Origin of the sequence: Streptomyces sp. NPDC057002 (genome assembly GCF_042673825.1) — a bacterium.
Lineage (GTDB): Bacteria > Actinomycetota > Actinomycetes > Streptomycetales > Streptomycetaceae > Streptomyces.
The window spans coordinates 287286-305380 of the sequence record NZ_JBHURZ010000006.1 but is presented as its reverse complement, the minus strand read 5'-3'; the positions used below and the strand labels follow the sequence as shown (position 1 = coordinate 305380).

Below are 18095 nucleotides of genomic sequence, written 5' to 3'. Positions count from 1 at the left end.
TGTCCGGCTCCTCGGTCGGCGTCAGCGGACGGCCGTACGGACCTCCGTCGCGTGGCGCACGACGGACTCGCCGGCCCTGGTCAGCGCGGCCGTTCGTTCCTGGTCGGTCATGCGGGCCGGGCCGTAGGTGATCACGGGGGCGAGGACCTGGAAGCCGACGAACTCCAGCATTCCGCGGTGGATGTGGAACAGGAAGTCGTCCATCGGGCCGAAGGCGCCGCCGGGCCTGAACGACTCGCCGGGGCCGCCGGTCGTGAACAGCAGCATCGCGCGCCTGCCCGCGAGCGCCGCGTCGCCGAAGAGTCCGTGGTCCCCGCCGAAGACCCCGCCCATCACGAAGACCCGGTCCACCCATCCCTTGAGGACGGCGGGCAGCGAGAACCACCACAGCGGGAACGACAGGACGAGCAGATCGGCGGCGAGCAGCCGATCGAGGTGGGCCCTGACGGTCGCGTCGAGTGTCCCGTCCCGGACCGCGCGCATCTGCTCGGCCTGCGGCTTGAAGGCGCCCTCCACCGGCGCGAACTCCTCGCGGGCGAGGACCGGGGCCCATGGGTCGGCGTAGAGGTCGAGGACGTCGACCCGGTACCCGGCGTCGCGCAGGGCCTGGGCCGCGGTGGCCATCTGGGCGGTGCTGAACGACCGGGGCTCGGGGTGAGCGTGAACGATCAGGGCGGTGGGCGCGACAGCGAAGCTCGACATGACGAGATCATATCGACGTATTGCGATACGTCAATCAGATGGTGGTGCCGATCGCCCGCTCCAGGTGCGCCAGCCGCTCCTCACTGCGCCGGTAGTGGGTCCACTTGCCCACCCGGGTGGACACCACGAGTCCCGCGCGCTCGAGCGTGCTCATATAGCTGGAGACCGTCGACTGAGCCAGTCCCGCCTTCGCCTGGATGTGCGTGACGCACACACCGACGGAACGACGGTCCGCGATCGGCTCGTACTCGCCGAAGTGCGCATCGGGGTCCTTCAGCCACTGCATGATCTGCAGACGGGCAGGATTGCCGAGGGCCTTGAACACCTCGATCAGATCACCCGAATCCAGTCCCGCCGGCGCGGCCATGGGGCCACCTCTCTCGTCAGACAGTCCGACACACCACGATATCTCGATCCGTGCCCCCTCGACGGGCCCGTCGCGCTACGCGAAGTCGTACACCTCGAAATCCGCCACCGGCCGGTACCCGATCCGCTGGTACAGCCCGTTGCTGGTCGAGTTCGCCAGGTCCGTGAAGAGCAGCACTTCCTGTGCGCCGGAGGCGAGGGCGGTGCGGCTGATCTCGGCCGTGGCCGCGCCCGCGTAGCCGCGGCCGCGGAGGTGGGATGGGGTGTAGACCGGGGCGACGCGGATCTGGCCGGCGATCAGAGGGGTCCTGCCGGCCATGGCGACGGGCGTGCCGTCCGGGTCCTCCCAGAAGGTGATGGCGCCCTGTTCGATGCGGGAATCCACCCACTCCTCGGCGTCGCGGAGGGTGCCCATGCCGATCGCGGCGCTGAACTCCGCGTGCCAGCGGACGAGCAGGGCGCGGTCCGCCTCGACGGCGGTCCGGGGAACGCCGGGCGGTGCGGGGTCGGGCACGGTCAGGGTGCCGAGCCGGTAGAGCCGCTGGCGCTGACGGAGCGTGGCCGTGGCTCCCGTGTGCCTCCGCCAGGCCTCGGTGAAGGCGGCGGCGGTGTCGCGGTCGGCGTTCACACCGGGCAGTCGCTGCCCGAGAGCGGCCAGCCGCGCCGCGAGGGTGCCGGCCTCCTCGGGGGTGAGGGCGGTGAGGTTCAGCCAGTGGGGCGGAGTGCGGAAGAACGAGGCCCGGACGGCCCCGTCCCGCTCCAGTACGCCGAACTCCGGCGCCCCGTCGCCGTAGACGTGCCGTCCACGGGTGCGCAGGGCCTCGGTGACGGCCAACGGGACGGTGTGCAGAGCCGGTTGGGAGCGGAGGAAGGATCCCGCGCGGGCGAGGAAGTCGTCGAGGTCCTGGGTGAGGTGCCAGTCGTCGGTGCGCATGCTCCATGGTGCCGCCCGTCCCCCGCCGGTACCTCCGAATTACGTCCGGGTGTCTACGCCCGCCTCCGGTTCCGGATCCGTCGCCAGCCGCGCGTGCAGATGGGCGTCCCGGAACGCGTCGTGCCGGCCCTCCTGGAAAATCGCCCCGCGCAGGGTCCCCTCGTACGCGAAACCGCAGCGCTCGGCTATCCGGCACGACACGTCGTGACCGACCGCGTGATCCAGCTCCACCCGGTGCAGGCCGAGTTCACCGAAGGCCCAGCGGGTGGCGAGCAGCAGGGCCCGGGTGGCGACACCCTGGCCGCGGGCCTCGGGGAGCACCCAGTAGCCGACGCGGGCGACCTTCATGTGGTACTTGATCTCGTTGACGCCGATGTGCCCCAGGGGCGTATCGCTGCGCGCGTCCGCGACCCGGAACGACACCGACGTGCCCTCCACGGCACTCTGCGCCCGTGCGAGCAGCGACTCCCGGGCGCTCGCCCGGTCCGTGACCAGCCTCAGCGGGGTGTTCCAGCGCCGGAACTCCGGGTCCCGCATGCCGCACAGCCACGTCTCGACATCGGCGCCGGACGTGGCGTCCCAGGGGCGAAGACGGAGGCCGTGGCCGTGGAGTTCGGGGTGAGCAGTCGGGGACTGGTCGCGTATGGGGGCCATGGGGACATTCAAGCCGGTGGGGAGGGAGGGGTCACCTCACTTGTCTGGTCCAGCGCCGGGCGCGATCCGGAACACCGGGATCCCCTCCCGGAACGCCACCTCCAGGTCCGCGCCGGCGGACAGTCCCCTCTCGGACAGTCCCCTCTCGGGCAGTCCCCTCGCGGGCAGCCCCCTCTCGGGTAGTCCGCTCTCCCCCACCACCTCCGTCATCATCCGCGGCCCCTCGGCCAGATCGACCACGGCGGCGACGTACGGCGTGCGTTCGGCGAAGGGCGGCAGGTCGTTGCGGTGGACGACGGACCAGGTGTAGAGGGTGGCCCGGCCGCTCGCGGCCTCCCAGACGACGTCCTCGCTCCAGCAGCGGGGACAGAACTCGCGCGGGTAGTGGTGGGCCCGTCCGCACTCCAGGCAGCGACGGATCAGCAACCGGCCCTCGGCTGCCGCGTCCCAGTACGTCCGGGTGAAGGCGTCGGGCTCGGGCAGGTCGAAGCGCCCGGCCATCAGAACAGTCCCAGCGCACTGTCCAGCGACCACGTCTGCCAGGACATCCCGAACAGCCCGACCACGGACATCAGCGCCATCATCGAGTTCTGCCCCTGCTCGGCCACGTCGTGGATCATGAGCGTGAGGTAGAGGGCGTTGAGGAGGAACCCGCCGATCAGGGCGACCGGGGTGAGGAAGCCGGTGATCAGGCCCAGCCCCAGGGCGAGTTCCGCGTAGACGACGACGTACGCCATCACGCGCGGGTGGGGTGCGACGATCGTGGCGAAGCCCGAACGGACGGCGTTCCAGCGGTGCTCGGCGGCTATCCCGGCCGCCCACTTGATGCCGGTGCCCCGTTCGAACCAGGCCTTGCGGTCCTTGTGCCGCCAGCTCTCCAGCCACCACAGCCCGAGCCCGATCCGCAGTACGGCCAGCCACTCCGCTCCGCCGAGCCAGATCGTGTCCATGCGACCTGACGGTACGTCAGATCGCTGGATCCGCAAGACCTCGGGGTGAAGGGACGCCGAATCGCCCTGACGGCGATTCGGCTCCCCCGGCCCTGAAGAACCGGGCACCCTGCACGAAAGCAAGGCAGATCGCGAAGGTGACCGGCCACCGGGCCAGGCAGCCCCTCAGGACCGCGGCCTCCCGCACCCGTCACGAACGATCACGATCCCGCCACAACCAGGCCCTCTACGCCACGAGCCCCACCCCCTCCTCCTACAGCCGTGATCAATCCGCAACCAATTCCGGTCTTGACCGAGACCCATCAAGCGGGCTCGTGGTTACGCTCCCGCTCATGGCCGACTCCACGCCCTCCCCACATTCCTCCGGGCACCCCACACCGGATCGCCCCGTCTACGTCATCGGCGGCGGCCCCGGCGGACTCGCCGCCGCGTACGCGCTGCGTGCCCGGGGCATACGGGCCGTCGTCCTGGAGAAGTCCGACCGCGTCGGGGCGTCCTGGCGCCGCCACTACGACCGGCTGCGTCTGCACACCACCCGCCGTCTGTCGGCCCTGCCCGGACTGCCGATGCCGCGCCGGTTCGGGCGGTGGGTGTCCCGGGACAACGTGGTGCGGTACCTGGAGAAGTACGCCGAGCACCACCGCCTGGAGATCGTCACCGGCGTCGAGGTCTCCCGGATCGAGCGCGCGCCCGACGGCACGGGCTGGCTGCTGCACGCCACCGGGGGCAGGGAACTGACCGGCTCGGCGGTCGTGATCGCGACCGGCTACAACCACACCCCGCGCCTGCCGGACTGGCCCGGCCGCGACGACTTCACCGGCGAGTTCCTGCACGCCGCGGAGTACCGCAACGGCGAGCCCTACGCCGGCCGGGACGTCCTCGTCGTCGGCATCGGGAACACCGGCGCCGAGATCGCCGTGGACCTGGTGGAGAGCGGCGCCTCCCGGGTCCGGCTGGCCGTGCGCACCGTCCCGCACATCGTGCGCCGATCGACGGCCGGCTGGGCCGCCCAGTACAGCGGTGTCCTGGTACGCCGGCTGCCGGTCGGCCTCGTCGACCGGATCAGCCGCGCGCAGGCCAAGGTGGCGGTTCCCGACCTGTCGGCGCACGGGCTGCCGCGCCCCGACAGCGGGCTGTACACCCGGGTGAAGCAGGGCGCGATCCCGGTGCAGGACGTGGGCCTGATCGACGCCGTGCGCAAGGGCAAGGTCGAGATCGTGGCCGCTGTGGAGACCTTCGAGGGCGACGGCAAGATCGTGCTGGCCGACGGCACGCGGCTCTCCCCGGACGCGGTGATAGCGGCCACGGGGTATGTCCGCGCCCTGGAGGGCCTGGTCGGCCACCTCGATGTCCTCGACGCCCATGGCAAGCCGGTCGTCCACGGCGCCCACAGCCCGAAGACGGCCCCCGGCCTGTACTTCACCGGCTTCACCAACCCGATCAGCGGCAACCTGCGCGAGCTGGCGCTCGACGCGGTGAGCATCGCGAAGGCCATCGCGAAGGCCATCGCGCGGGACAGTTCGGTGTAGGCGACACTCGACCTCGGCGCCTCACCCGGCCCGCCCGCGGACCGGCACGCCGAGGAACCACCCGCCCTCACCTCCAGGCACCCCCGCTCGACGGCTTTGCCTGCACGGCCATTCCTGACGTCGCATCAGTTCAGTAATCTGACAGAGCGTCAGTTAGCGGCTGTCTCACAGGGAGCGGGCGGAAACGATGCTTGGATCGACCCACGGCACCCTCACCACCGACTCCCGCCGGGCCCGGGCCATCGCCTGTGGCGAGCGGCCGGGGCCCGCCGTGCACGGCAGGCCGGCCCAGGAGGGCGACTTCGACGTCAGCGGACGCCCGCTGCATGCCGACGTACCCGATCTCGACCACTTCTTCCGGCCCCGGTCCGTCGCCGTGATCGGCGCCTCGGACGCGGAGGGGCGCCCCAACACCGGCGTGACCCGCCAACTGGCCGACTGGGCCGATCGCGTCGGGGCCCGGCTGTACCCGGTACATCCGAGCAGGCCGTCCGTCTTCGGCCTCCGCTGCTCCCCTTCCGTCGCCGACCTGCCCGAGCAGGTCGACCTGGCGGTGGTCCTCGTCGGCGACCCCCTTCCCGTGCTGGAGCAACTGGCCGAGTCCAAGGCGCGGTTCGCGGTCGTCTTCGCCTCCGGGTTCGCGGAGACCGGCCCCGAGGGCGAGACCGCCCAGCGGCGACTCGCCGCCGCCGTCGAGGGTTCCGGGCTACGGCTGCTGGGCCCCAACACCAACCTCAACGCCTTCGAGCACTTCCGCGACGACCTCGAAGGGCCCGCGATCGCCCTGATCACCCAGTCCGGCCACCAGGGCCGCCCCGTCTTCGCCCTCCAGGAACTCGGCATCCGCCTCTCCCACTGGGCGCCCACCGGCAACGAGGCCGACCTGGAGACCGCGGACTTCCTCTCCTACTTCGCCGAGCAGCCCGGGATCGGCGCCATCGCCTGCTACCTGGAAGGGCTGAAGGACGGCCGCTCCTTCCTCCTCGCCGCCGACCGGGCCGCCCGGAGCGGAGTCCCGGTCGTCGCCGTCAAGGTGGGCCGCACCGAGACCGGCGCCCGCACGGCCGCCTCCCACACCGGCAAACTGACCGGCGCGGACGCGGTGGTGGACGCGGCACTGCGCCAGTACGGCGTGATCCGCGTCGACGGCCTCGACGAACTCCAGGACACGGCAGCCCTGCTGGCCCGGGCCCGGCCGCCCCACGCGGACGGCGTCGTCGTCTACTCGATCTCGGGCGGCACGGGCGCGCACGTCGCCGACCTGGCCACCGAGGCGGGCCTGCGACTGCCGGTCCTGTCCGGGGCCAGGCAGGCCGAGCTGCACCAGTGGATACCCGAGTACCTGAGCGTCGCCAACCCCGTCGACAACGGCGGGCATCCGGTCGGAGACGCACGCGGCCGGAAGATCATCGACGCGATCCTCGCCGACCCCGAGGTCGGCGTGCTGATCTGCCCGGTCACCGGCCCCTTCCCACCGCTCAGCGACCGGCTGGTACGGGACTTGGTCGACGCGGCCGAGCAGACGGACAAGCTGGTGTGCGTCGTATGGGGATCGCCGGTCGGCACCGAACCGGCCTACCGCGAGGTCCTGCTCGGTTCCTCCCGCGTGGCCACCTTCCGCACGGTCGGCAACTGCCTCACCGCCGTCCGCGCCTACCTCGCCCACCACCGCTTCACGACCGCCTACCGCTCCCCCTTCGACGAGGCACCGCGCACCCCCTCGCCGTCCTACCGCAAGGCCCAGGCCCTGATGCGCCCCGGCGAACAGCTCAGCGAACACGCCGCGAAGCAACTGCTGCGGGCGTACGGCATCCGCGTACCGCGCGAGCAACTGGTGACCAGCGCCGCGGCAGCCGTCCGGGCCGCCGGGCTGGTGGGCTACCCGGTGGTGATGAAGGCCTCGGGCGCCCGGATCGCCCACAAGACGGAACTGGGCCTGGTGAAGATCGGCCTGACCTCGGCGAGCCAGGTCCGCGACGCCTACCGGGAGCTGACCGACATCGCCCGCTACGAGGATGTCTCCCTGGACGGCGTACTGGTCTGCCAGATGGTCGAGCAGGGCGTCGAGATGGTCGTCGGTGTCACCCACGACGACCTGTTCGGCCCGACGGTGACCGTCGGACTCGGCGGGGTGCTCGTCGAGGTGCTGCGCGACACCGCCGTAGGGGTACCGCCCTTCGGGGAGGAGCAGGCGCGGGACATGCTCGCCGGGCTGCGCGGCCGGGCCCTGCTCGACGGGGTCCGGGGCCGCCCGCCGGCCGACCTGGACGCCCTGGTCGAGGTCGTCCTGCGCGTACAGCGCATGGCTCTGGAACTCGGCCACGAGCTGGCGGAGTTGGACATCAACCCGCTGATGGTGCTGCCGCAGGGGCAGGGCGCGGTGGCGCTGGACGCGCTGGCGGTGTGCCGCTGATGCCGGCCGTGCTGCACGCGACGGCCGGCCAGGTCCTCTCCATCACCCTGAACCGGCCCGAGACGCTCAACGCCCTCACACCGGACCAGCGGGACGAGATCGTCGGTCTCCTGTCCAAGGCGTCCGAGACGGCCGGCATCAGAGCGGTGGTGATCACGGGAACGGGCCGAGGCTTCTGCGCGGGCGCGGACCTCCGAGGCACCCCGCCGACGCTCGAACGCGGCGTCGGCGATGTCGCCCGCACCCTCCGCACCGGCGCCCAGCGCCTGATCGCCGCCGTCCTCGACTGCGAGAAGCCGGTGATCGCGGCGGTCAACGGCACGGCGGCCGGCCTCGGAGCCCATCTGGCGCTCGCCTGCGATCTCGTCCTGGCCGCCGAGTCGGCCAGGTTCATCGAGGTGTTCGTACGGCGAGGGCTGGTCCCCGACGGCGGCGGCGCGTACCTGCTCCCCCGCCTCATCGGCCCGCAGCGCGCGAAGGAGCTGATGTTCTTCGGCGACGCGCTCACGGCGACGGAAGCGGAGCACTTGGGCCTGGTCAACCGGGTCGTTCCGGACGGCGACTTGGCCCATACGACCCGATCCTGGGCCGAACGCCTCGCCTCCGGCCCGACCCGTGCCCTCGCCCTGACCAAGCAGCTCGTGAACGCCTCCCTGGACACCGACCGGGCGACCGCCTTCGCCGCCGAGGCCGCGGCCCAGGAGATCAACATGACGACGGCGGACGCGCGGGAGGGGGTACGGAGCTTCGTGGAGCGGCGGAACGCGGTGTACGGGGGCTGTTGAAAGACTTCCAATCTGACACTCCGTCAGCTTCAATCGTAGGCGTGATGGGACAAGCAGGAATGGCGGAAGCCGCCGTCCGCTACCTCAGGTCGACCCGCGCCCCGGCCCCACGGCCCGTGGAAGCGCTGCCGCGCCCGGAGTTGCGCTGCGTGGGCGAGGACGAGCGCGCTCCCCTGGACCAGGCCGTGTTCCGCAGCGTTCTGGGTCTCTTCGCGACGGGCGTGACGATCGTGACGGCACCCCCGGTCACCACCCCCGACACCACCGACACCCCCGCCCCCGCGGGCTTCGCCTGCCAGTCCTTCACCTCACTCTCCCTCGACCCGCCTCTTGTCGCCTTCATGGTCGGCCGCACATCCACGACGTGGCCCCGGATCGCCCGCGCCGGCGTGTTCTGCGTGAACGTCCTGGGCGCCGGCCAGGGCGAGTTGTGCCGTTCCTTCGCGGTGAGCGGCGCGGACAAGTTCACGGGGGTGGCGTACGACGCGGCTCCCGTCTCCGGCTCACCGCGCCTCTCCGGCGCGGTCGCCTGGATCGACTGCGCGATCCACGCCGTCCACACCGGCGGCGACCACCTGATCGTGGTCGGCCGGGTGAACGCCCTCGGCACGGGCGCGGGCGATCCGGGCGGACCGCTGCTGTTCCACCGAGGGCGCTTCGCGCGGTTGACGGAGGGCTAGCCGGCCGTCAGCCGCCACAGCGAGGTGACCTCGGCGGCCCGTACGGCGTGCAGCGGATCGTCCGTGTCCCGCACGCGCGCGTGACGCGGACGCGTGTCCAGCCGGCCGGCCACCCGCAGCCCGGCACTCTCCACGGCGGTCATCAGCTGCTCCCGGCTGCGCAGCCCGAGCCGCTCGGCCAGGTCGGACAGCACGAGCCAGCCCTCACCGCCGGGTTCGAGCCGCCCGGCGAGCCCGCTCAGGAAGCCCTGAAGCATGCCGCCGCCCGCGTCGTACACACCGAGGTCGAGGTCGGAGGCGGGACGGCCGGGAATCCAGGGCGGGTTGCACACGACCAGGTCGGCGCGCCCCTCGGGATACAGCTCGGGCCCGGTCACCCGGACCACCCCCGTGAGCCCCAGCCGCCCCACGTTGTCCCGCGCACACGCCCGGGCCCGCGCACTGACGTCGGTCGCCACGACCTGTCCGACGCCCCGCCGGGCCAGCACGGCGGCGAGCACGCCGGTTCCGGTGCCCAGGTCGAACGCGGTCCGTGTGCCCGCCGCCGGCAAGGGCGCCCGCGCGACGAGATCGACGTACTCGCTCCTGGTCGGCGCGAACACCCCGTAATGCGGGTGCACCCGTGCCCCCAGCGCCGGGACGTGGACGCCCCTCTCCCGCCACTGCCGGGCGCTGATCACCCCCAAAAGCTCCGTGAGGGCGACGGCGACGGGTCCTTCGGACGGCCCGTAGGCCTCGTCGCACGCCCGGCGCACATCAGGCGCCCGGCGCAGCGCCAGGACGTGATCCTGCTCCAGCACGACGAGCACCTTGCCGAGCACACGGGCGCGGTGGGCGCGGAACCGGCGCTGAAGGTGAAACACCTCGGCCGGGGTGCCGTCCCCGCCGGGCGCGGCACGCCCGACACGACGGTCCAAGGCGCGCAGCAACTGCCGCGCCTGGTGAAAATCCCCGCGCCACAACAACGCGGTTCCCTCGCAGGCCAGCCGATAGGCAACGGCGGCCCGCATACGGTCGTCGGCGACGACCACCCTGCTGGGCAGGGGCAGCCCGGACTCAGAATGCCAGCGGGCGGAACGGGGGTCAGTCTCGATCCAGTGGATCGTGGACACGGCAAACTCCTCGGAAGATCGAGCGTGAACGAGCGTGCGGGGTCACGACGTCCGCGTCTCCGAGGACCATGCCGAGTGTCATCAACGAACCTTTCGAAGCAGCTGTGCCGAGTGTGCCGGATTCCTCAGCCGGGCAGGGCGCGAACGAACCCGGCGACCAGCCCGGCCACCGCCTCCGGAGCCTCAAGGATCATGGGATGGGTGGCGTCGATGCGCTGAACGCTGATCGACGGCCGGGCGCGGGAGACCACTGTCAGCTCGTCGGACACCTCCCGCGCGACCGGGTGCTGAACTCGTCGAACCACTCCATGCCGGGCGCGGGCGGCAGCCGCCGCCCGGCCTGCACGATGAGCAGCGGCCGCTCCACCTGGTCCAGCCACGCGGCGACACCCTGCGCGCCGATCCGGTGAAGTTCGTCGACGATCTCCAGCGCAGCCGCGCGCTCCGGCAGCGTCTGCCACGTTCCGTCGGGCAACGGACGCGCCGCCGCACGAGCAGCGGCCTCCGCACGCCCGGCGGGAACCCCGAACCGGGCGGAGTTGATGACCTGCTGCTCGATGTACTCGGCCGGCGCGACGGCCCCGACCGACGCCAGCAGCCCCTCGGTCACCTGCTCGGCACCGGGGTACTCCCGCCGCCACCAGAACCCGTCGAGATTCACGGCGGCACGAGCACGGTCCGGATACGCCCGGGCGTACTCGACGGCAACCATTCCCCCGAGAGAATGCCCCACCACGACGGCCTCGGGCACACCGTGCGCGTCCAGCGTCTCAGCGATGTCCCGCACCACGGCGGGGATGCTCCAGGGGGAGATATCGGGAGAGCGACCGTGCCCGGGCAGATCGATGCCGAGCACCCGATACCCGTCGCTGAGCTGAGCAGCCGAGGCAGTCCAGTCGGTCAAAGACCGCCCGAACCCGTGCAGAAGAACCAGTTGCGGGCCATCGCCCCCGTAGTCATGCGCATGTAGGAGAGTCATATGGGCCTCACCGTAGGCGCCCCGCACCCCCTCGAAAACCGAATTACACGCTGCCGTGGAGCCGACGGCGTGGAGCCCTCGCCGTACTGGCGCTGCCAACCCGTCCAGGCCGACGAGATCATCTCCCGCACCCCGAATCGCGCGCTCCAGCCCAATTCGCGTAGGACGGAGTCGACCGAGGCCACCACCCGCGCCGGGTCGCCGGCACGGCGCTCCATGACCGTGGGCTCGACCGGGCGCCCGGTCACCTCACCGATCAGTGTGATGATCTCCCGCACCGACACCCCGCGGCCGCGCCCTACGTTGAGGGTCAGCCGCGCGCCGGCGTCCGCGGTCAGCCGCCTCGCCGCCGCCACGTGCGCCGCGGCGAGGTCGGACACGTGGATGAAGTCCCGTACGCAGGTCCCGTCCGGAGTCGGGTAGTCCGCCCCGAACACGACCGGCCGCCTGCCGAGCGCGAGCTGTTCGAACACCATCGGGATGAGGTTGGCCGCCTGCCGGTCGGCGAGCTCGGGGGTGCCCGCCCCGGCCACGTTGAAGTAGCGCAGGCTGACGTAGCCCGGCCCCCTCGCGTGCGCTACCGCCCGCACCAGCCACTCCCCCGCCAGCTTCGTCTCGCCGTACGGGTTCACCGGGTGGCAGGGCGTCTCCTCGGTGATGTACTCGGTGGGCGGGCTGCCGTACACCGCGGCGCTGGACGAGAAGACGAACCGCTTCACGTCCGCCCTGCTCGCGGCCTCGAGGAGTACGCGCAGGCCCTCCACGTTCTCCCGGTAGTAGAACAGCGGATCACCGACCGACTCGGGGACCCGCTTCTTCGCGGCGAGGTGGATGACTCCGTCGACCCGGTGGTCGCGCAGCACCCCCTCCACGAGGCGGCCGTCGAGCACCGACCCGACCACGCACGGCACGCCCGCCGGAAGCCGGTCCGCGAAGCCCGACGACAGGTCGTCGAGCACCACCGCGCCCATACCGGCTTCCCGCAGCGCCGCGACCACGTGCGCCCCTATGTAACCCGCACCGCCTGTGACCAGCCAGGTCATTTTCCGTACCTTCCCGAACTATGCCGTCGGTGTCTTCTCGGCCGCCGGAGCGGGCAGCCTCCAGCAAGCCGAAGCGAACAGCGACCAGCCCGCGACCGAGGCGATCGCGAAGACGAGGATCGAGTTCCACAGGCCGAACCGCTCGCCCATCAGGCCCCCGAGGAACGCGCCCAGCGGGAACGGCCCGTAGGTGAGCATCCGGTACGCCGCCGTCGCCCGGCCCAGGACCTCGGACGGGATCACCGACTGCCGGAACGCGACGACGTGGACGTTGTAGATGGTCAGACCGAACCCGTAGACCGCGAAGGTCAGTGTCGCCAGCACGAAGTTCCAGGGCGTGCTCCCACCGGTCGGCAGCAGCAGAGCCGGCGCCACCGACGCGAAGCCCATGGCCAGGATCAGGACCCTGGGGAACCCGAAGCGGTTTCCGGCCCGCTTGGCCACCACCGCCCCGGCGAGCGAGGCGACGCTGCCGAGGGCCAGGACAAAGCCGACCCCGCCCGCGTCCATCCCCAGTTCCTTGACCGAGTAGACCAGGAACAACGTCAGGATCGCCTGCTCGCACAGGTTGAACCAGCCCGCCTGGAAGGTCAGCACCCGCAGGATCCGATGGCGCCACAGCAGTCCGAAGCTGGTGAGGATGTCGGCCAGACGGGGTCTGGCGGTCTCGTCCGCCGGGGTGCGCGGCGGCTCCCGGTGGCGGATCAGGAACATGGTCACGAACGCCGCCAGATAGGCCACGACGTTCGCCAGGATCGCGAACCACGCGCCGAGCGCCCTGATCAGCAGGCCGCCGACACCGGGGCCGCCGATCTGGGCCACGGAGTAGGAGCCCTGGAGCTTGCTGTTGGCGTCCACGAGGTGCCGCTGCGGCACCAGCGCCGGGAGATAGGCCAGGTAGGCGACGTCGAACACCGCGGTGCCCGAACCGACCAAGAACGCGATCACGCACAGCGCCGGGACGGACAGGGCGTCGACGAGGTGGAGCACCGGCACCATGGCCAGCGCCGCGGCGCGCACGAGGTTCGCCACCAGCAGGATGAGCCGGCGGTCGATCATGTCGATCAGCAGGCCGGCGAACGGCGTCACGCACAGCGCGGGCAGATACTGCATCGCCGAGACGACACCGACCTGCGTCGCGCTCGCGCCCAGGCCCAGCACCAGCAGCGGGAGCGCCAGCTGGGTCACCTGGGCGCCGAACGCGGCGACCGTCTCCCCCGACCACAGCTTCAGGAAGTCGCGGTTGTGCCACAGGCTCCGGCCCGGTGCGGGGGGCCCGCTCGACGGCTGCGTCCGGCCTTCGGGGCCGCTCGTACCGCGCGGCTCGACGTGGGTGCTAGTCACCTCGGTAGACCTCCGCGCCCTGGTCGAGCTCGGCCAGGGCCGCGAGGACCTCGGCCCGGGTGCCCGCGAACAGCGCGTAGCCCACCCGGTCCTCCGGGCCGCGCGGCACCCGCGGCACCGTGCCCTCAGCCGCGAAGAAGCGCAGTTCGCGCAGGGTTCCCAGCAGCGGCGGCCTGCTCGCGCCGTCCAGCGTCACCCGGTGGCGGAACGGTGTCTCGCCGTCGCCGACGAAGAACCGGATGGCCGAGCACTCCGCGGCCGGCGTCCCCGGAGCCGTGCGCTCCCCCACCACCGCCGCGAGTTCCGCGGTGTTCAGGTTCCACCCGGTGGCCAGCTCCACCAACCGGGGGATCTGGTCGCCGGCGGGGCGTCCGGCGACCTCCATGAGGATCGGGCCCGTGTCGCTCATGCGGAACTCGGCATGGCACACGCCCGCCTCCATGCCGAGGGCCTCCAGCGCACGGACCGTCGCGGCCGACAGCAGCTCACGGTCCGCGTCCGGCACCGTCGCCGGCGACACATGGCCGACCTCGACGCAGAACGGCGGCCTGGTCAGGTGCTTCTCGGTGATCGCGATGATCTGCGTGTCCCCGGGCGCCCAGGTCACGGCCTCGACGCTGTACTCCGTGCCGACGACGTAGCGGTCCACCGCCACCCGCCCGCTCGCCGACAGCGCGGCGGCGGCCCGGAAGGCGTCGGCGAAGTCCCGCGGATCGTCGACCACCTTGACGCCGCCGCTGCCGCCGTAGTCCGTCGGCTTGACCACGACCGGGAACCGGCCCTCGGCCAGTCGCTCGCCCTCCTCGACGGCGCGGGCCACACCGAGCTGGGGCGAGGGAACGCCCTGCTCACGCAGGCGGCCGTGCATGAGGCCCTTGTCGCGGAAGACACCCGCCGGCATCCGGGGCGCCGCGACGCCGAGTTTGCGGGCGACCTCCCGGGCGATGTCGGTGGACAGCTCCTCCCAGCACAGGATCGCGTCCCACTCGAAGTCGGCCGAGCTCGCCGCCTCGAGCATCGAGTCGACCGAGAACCGGTCGCCCGCGCGCCACCAGTCGCACTGGTTGATCGGGACGCGGTGCGGCAGGTCGATGACACCGACGAAGTGCCCGGCGTCCCGCAGCGACTTGAGACCGAACTCCTTGTTCTCGCCCAGACCGGCGATCAGCACCCTCATCACGACCCCGCCTTTCCGCCGAAGATCTCGAAACCCTGCTCCAGCTGCCGGTAGGCCGATTCCGGCGAGCAGCGCAACAGGCCCACGGCGTCCAGCTCCTTGACCCAGCGCCGGCCCGCCTCCAAGTCGCCGATCGTGGTGACCAGCTGCATGCGGTCGGTGTTGATGAAGCACCGGTTGGTCGGCTTGCGCGCGGTCACCCGCATGACGTCGGCGCCCTCGGGGTGCGCGGGCACCTCGACGCCGGGGATCTCGGTCGACGGCAGTTCTATCGCCACCGCGCGCGTGCGGACCTCGGGCAGCGGCTCGCCGAGCGCGGCCCCGGTGAACACCGCGTGCGGGTCGGTGCCGGTGCCGGTGAGCCCCAGGTCGGACAGGCCGCCCAGACGCGGGTTGATCTCCAGGACGACGATGTCGTCCCCGACCACGGCGAAGTCGATCTGCCACGGTCCGTAAGGGGCGAAGTTCTCCTGGATGTCGGTGAGGAACGCCTCCAGCCGCGCGGCGGCGCCCTCCGGGAGGGTGTACGGAGCGACGCGCGCCCGCAGCGACGGGTCGAGGCCCGCGTCCAGGGGGCCCATGGACACCACCGGCCAGCGCATGAGCTCACCGCCCGCGCTGATCAGCTCGATGCCGGTCTCGACGCCCTCGTTGAAGGTCTGCACGATCGCGGGGAACGCCAGGCCCGCCGCGAGTACCGCCTCGAGTTCCTCGGCCGACGCCGCGTAGAACCGGCCGTCGCCCGCCTGTGCCTGGGCCTCCTTGATGACGAGGGGGAAGCCCAGCTCCCAGGCGGCGGCGGCGACCGCGTCGGCGTCCGCGCAGACCGCGCCCGCCGGGACGGGCCAGCCGCGCTCCACGCCGGTTTCGTGCAGCTTGACCTTGTCGCAGGCCACCTCGGCGAACGCGGCGGAATGCGCGACGAACCGGCCGTCCCAGCGGGCGGCGGCCTGTCCGTAGACGATGGGGAGCTGCTCCTGGCCGTGGGCGTACGGGTTGGCGATGGCGACCTCGGGCCGCTCGGCCTCCAGCACGCGGACCACGTCGTCCGCGGTCCAGTCGAGGCTCAGCAGCTTGACCTGCACGCCCTCGTCGTCGAACTCGACGGCCGAGTCGAACTCGATGGCCGAGTAGACGACGAAGTCCGTGTAGCCGCGGTCGCGCAGGACGGGCAGGAAGCGGGCGATCTTGTACTCGCCGAAGATCAGGGCTTTCTTCATTTTTCTCTCCGTTCGTGGTGCGAAAAGGGTGGTGGAGACGGAAGTCGCGGGAGGACTCGGCGGGTGCCGGGACGAGGGCTCAGACGCCCAGGGGTTCGCCGACCACGGTGGTGCTGTCGGCCAGCGCCAGCAGCCGCGCGTCGATCTCGGCGATGTCGGCGCCGGTGGCGATGACATAGCCCGCCCGGCCGAGGAACTGCCTTGGCGGCAGCCGGAGTTCGGTCCCCGGTTCGCTGACCCGCCGCACTTCGTGCACCCAGGGCTCGTCCGCGAGCGCGGCCGGCACCTCGATGCCGTCGAACGTCAGGTCCGCGCCCGGGTACAGGAAGCGGATGCCGACCAGGCGGTCCGGCTCCGGGATCGGGTCGGGTTCGCGGCCGGTGGCGACCGCGCCGAGGACGCCGCCGATGGACAGCCCGGGAATCGCGATCTCGGCCAGGCGCGGGATGAGGTCGCCGCCGAGCCTGCCGTTGACCTCGACCACCTTGGGGCCGTCGGCGGTGAGCATCAGTTCGGTGTGGGTGACCGTGCGGTCGACGCCGAGGGCCTGGTTCGCGGCGATCACCACGTCGCGGACCGCGGCCTCGGTCCCGCTGTCGAGGACCTTGCCGACGACGTGCGCCACCTCTTCGAAGAACGGCGGGTAGTCGGTGCGTTTCGCCGAGATCGAGAAGGGCTCGACCCGGCCGTCGAGCACCCAGCTGTCCACCGCGATCTCCGGGCCGGACAGGAACTCCTCGACGAGGACGAGCCCGTCGCCGATGGACGGGCTCTCCGCGCCGCGGACGACCTCGAAGGCCTCGCGCAGCTCGGCCTCACCGTGGACGATCGTGACCGCGATGCTCGCGGCCTGGCCACGGGGTTTCACCACCACGGGATAGCCGAGCTCGTCGGCGGCGGCGACCGCTTCGGCCACGGAGGCCGCGAGGTGGAACCGCGCCGACGGGACGCCCTCCTCCTGGAACCGCGCGCGCTGCGTCGCCTTGTCGCGGCACGACCGCGCCGCCCCGGTCGGCATGGACCGCACGCCCAGCAGCGCGCCGATCTCGGCGGCCTGCTCCACGAGCCACTCGTCCCAGGTGACGACGCCCACGATCCGGTTACGAGCCGCCAGCTCCTCGGCGGCGGCGAGGATCGCCGCCTCCTCCTGGAGGTCGGCCTCGCGGTACTCGGCCACGTACGGCAGCTCCCACTCCAGCGGGGACTGCCCGACGAGGACGACGCGGTACCGCTGTGCCAGCCCTCGCAGCGCGTACTCCCTGAAGTGCTGGAACCCCGTGCCGATGACGAGAACGCTGTCCTTCATGTGCCTGCTCCTTGTGAGGGTGGGGTTCGGCCGTCGGCCACCGGCGCTCACCGGTGGGCCCGTTGCGCGTCGACGATCCGCCGGGCGGTGTCGTCCGGGGCGCCCAGCCGCTGGATCCAGGCCGCGGCGGCGGGGAACTGCACCGCGAGGGCGCAGAGCAGCCGGAGCTTGACCGGCGCGATGTTGATCTCGCCTCGGTCGCGTTCGACGGCCCGGATCACCGCCGCCGCGACCTGGTCCGGGGTGACGGTGCGCGCGCCGCGCGGCAGGGGCGCCCCGGTCCTGGCGAACATGCCGGCCTCACCGACGAAGCCCGGCTGGATCAGTGAGACCCCGACGCCCGCCTCGCGCAGGTCCAGCCGCAGGGCGTGGGCGAAGCCGCGCAGCCCGAACTTCGACGCGGTGTACAGCGAGGAGTACGGGGTGGCGGCCTTCCCCGACATCGATCCGACGAAGGCGAGGTGCCCCCGGCCCGCGCCGACCATCGCCGGGGCGAGGAGCCGGGCGAGTACGGCCACCGAGCCCAAGTTCACCGTCAGGGCCCGGTCGACCTGCTCGGGCGTGTACTCGAGCAGGTCCCCGCTGGCGGGCAGCGCCGCGTTCGCCACCAGAATGCCGGTGCCGGCGCAGCGTTCGGCGAGTTCGGTGACGTCGCGCGGGTCGGCGAGGTCGGCGGGGACCCACCGGGCACCGACCTCGGTGGCGAGCTCGCGCAGCGCGTCGGCGTCACGGCCGGTCACGATCAGGTCGGCGCCCGCCTCGGTCAGGCGCTCGGCGAGCACCCGGCCGATGCCGCCGGTCGCTCCGGTGAGGAGAACGGTCTCTCCGGCGATCTTCATCCTGTGGCTCCTGGGTAGGGAAGGTCGGCCTGCGGTCAGGGTGTGGCCCCGGCCGCGGCCGT

19 protein-coding genes are annotated in these 18095 nt (G+C 72.1%); 4 read left to right on the top strand and 15 right to left on the bottom strand.

What is annotated here, in order from left to right:
- Positions 1-21: 21 nt before the first annotated feature.
- The 6 genes from ACFT32_RS29610 to ACFT32_RS29585 all read right to left on the bottom strand — a co-directional run bounded on the left by ACFT32_RS29610 (position 22) and on the right by ACFT32_RS29585 (position 3606).
- Positions 22-702, bottom strand: coding sequence for an NAD(P)H-dependent oxidoreductase (locus ACFT32_RS29610; RefSeq protein WP_382495370.1), 681 nt, complete (start codon positions 700-702; stop codon positions 22-24).
- A 34-nt stretch (positions 703-736) separates the two neighbouring features.
- On the bottom strand, positions 737-1069 hold the full coding sequence (locus ACFT32_RS29605) for an ArsR/SmtB family transcription factor (protein WP_382495368.1): 333 nt from the start codon (positions 1067-1069) through the stop codon (positions 737-739).
- A gap of 75 nt (positions 1070-1144) precedes the next feature.
- Positions 1145-2002: a GNAT family N-acetyltransferase gene (locus ACFT32_RS29600; RefSeq protein WP_382495367.1), complete on the bottom strand. Its 858-nt coding sequence runs from the start codon at positions 2000-2002 to the stop codon at positions 1145-1147.
- A 39-nt stretch (positions 2003-2041) separates the two neighbouring features.
- A complete protein-coding gene (locus ACFT32_RS29595) occupies positions 2042-2656 on the bottom strand; it encodes a GNAT family N-acetyltransferase (protein WP_382495365.1) in 615 nt (204 codons plus the stop codon).
- A 36-nt stretch (positions 2657-2692) separates the two neighbouring features.
- Entirely contained in the window at positions 2693-3157 is a 465-nt protein-coding gene (locus tag ACFT32_RS29590; protein WP_382495363.1) for a Zn-ribbon domain-containing OB-fold protein, read from the bottom strand.
- Complete coding sequence (locus tag ACFT32_RS29585; protein WP_382495361.1) at positions 3157-3606, bottom strand: DoxX family protein; 450 nt, start codon at positions 3604-3606, stop codon at positions 3157-3159. Before ACFT32_RS29585 ends, ACFT32_RS29590 begins: the two co-directional genes overlap by 1 nt.
- Positions 3607-3938: 332 nt before the next feature.
- On the opposite strand from ACFT32_RS29585, the gene ACFT32_RS29580 reads away from it, so the two are divergent.
- The 4 genes from ACFT32_RS29580 (at position 3939) to ACFT32_RS29565 (ending at position 9013) form a co-directional block, all read left to right on the top strand.
- Positions 3939-5135 (top strand): flavin-containing monooxygenase, encoded by a 1197-nt coding sequence (locus tag ACFT32_RS29580; RefSeq protein WP_382495359.1) that lies wholly within the window; start codon positions 3939-3941, stop codon positions 5133-5135.
- A gap of 187 nt (positions 5136-5322) precedes the next feature.
- Entirely contained in the window at positions 5323-7548 is a 2226-nt protein-coding gene (locus ACFT32_RS29575) for an acetate--CoA ligase family protein (protein WP_382495357.1), read from the top strand.
- On the top strand, positions 7548-8333 hold the full coding sequence (locus tag ACFT32_RS29570) for an enoyl-CoA hydratase/isomerase family protein (RefSeq protein WP_382495924.1): 786 nt from the start codon (positions 7548-7550) through the stop codon (positions 8331-8333). The genes ACFT32_RS29575 and ACFT32_RS29570 overlap by 1 nt, the downstream gene beginning before the upstream one ends.
- 44 nt (positions 8334-8377) lie before the next feature.
- A complete protein-coding gene (locus tag ACFT32_RS29565; RefSeq protein WP_382495355.1) occupies positions 8378-9013 on the top strand; it encodes a flavin reductase family protein in 636 nt (211 codons plus the stop codon).
- On the opposite strand, the gene ACFT32_RS29560 is transcribed toward ACFT32_RS29565, so the two are convergent.
- The 9 genes from ACFT32_RS29560 to ACFT32_RS29520 form a co-directional block, all read right to left on the bottom strand.
- A complete protein-coding gene (locus tag ACFT32_RS29560; protein ID WP_382495353.1) occupies positions 9010-10125 on the bottom strand; it encodes a methyltransferase in 1116 nt (371 codons plus the stop codon). The two genes, ACFT32_RS29565 and ACFT32_RS29560, sit on opposite strands and share 4 nt — an antisense overlap.
- 125 nt (positions 10126-10250) lie before the next feature.
- Positions 10251-10394, bottom strand: a complete 144-nt coding sequence (locus ACFT32_RS29555; RefSeq protein ID WP_382495351.1) for a hypothetical protein — start codon at positions 10392-10394, stop codon at positions 10251-10253.
- A complete protein-coding gene (locus tag ACFT32_RS29550; RefSeq protein WP_382495349.1) occupies positions 10379-11029 on the bottom strand; it encodes an alpha/beta fold hydrolase in 651 nt (216 codons plus the stop codon). The genes ACFT32_RS29555 and ACFT32_RS29550 overlap by 16 nt, the downstream gene beginning before the upstream one ends.
- A 71-nt stretch (positions 11030-11100) precedes the next feature.
- Positions 11101-12147: a UDP-glucose 4-epimerase GalE gene (gene galE, locus ACFT32_RS29545; RefSeq protein ID WP_382495347.1), complete on the bottom strand. Its 1047-nt coding sequence runs from the start codon at positions 12145-12147 to the stop codon at positions 11101-11103.
- 18 nt (positions 12148-12165) lie between these two features.
- Complete coding sequence (locus ACFT32_RS29540; RefSeq protein WP_382495346.1) at positions 12166-13491, bottom strand: MFS transporter; 1326 nt, start codon at positions 13489-13491, stop codon at positions 12166-12168.
- A complete protein-coding gene (locus tag ACFT32_RS29535) occupies positions 13484-14668 on the bottom strand; it encodes an acetyl-CoA carboxylase biotin carboxylase subunit family protein (RefSeq protein ID WP_382495344.1) in 1185 nt (394 codons plus the stop codon). The genes ACFT32_RS29540 and ACFT32_RS29535 overlap by 8 nt, the downstream gene beginning before the upstream one ends.
- Positions 14668-15888: an ATP-grasp domain-containing protein gene (locus ACFT32_RS29530; protein WP_382495342.1), complete on the bottom strand. Its 1221-nt coding sequence runs from the start codon at positions 15886-15888 to the stop codon at positions 14668-14670. Before ACFT32_RS29530 ends, ACFT32_RS29535 begins: the two co-directional genes overlap by 1 nt.
- 79 nt (positions 15889-15967) lie before the next feature.
- Positions 15968-17194 carry an ATP-grasp domain-containing protein gene (locus tag ACFT32_RS29525; RefSeq protein ID WP_382495340.1) on the bottom strand — a complete coding sequence of 409 codons (1227 nt, stop codon included), beginning with the start codon at positions 17192-17194 and terminating at the stop codon, positions 15968-15970.
- Between the two features lie 47 nt (positions 17195-17241).
- Positions 17242-18033: an SDR family NAD(P)-dependent oxidoreductase gene (locus tag ACFT32_RS29520; protein ID WP_382495338.1), complete on the bottom strand. Its 792-nt coding sequence runs from the start codon at positions 18031-18033 to the stop codon at positions 17242-17244.
- Positions 18034-18095 lie beyond the last annotated feature (62 nt).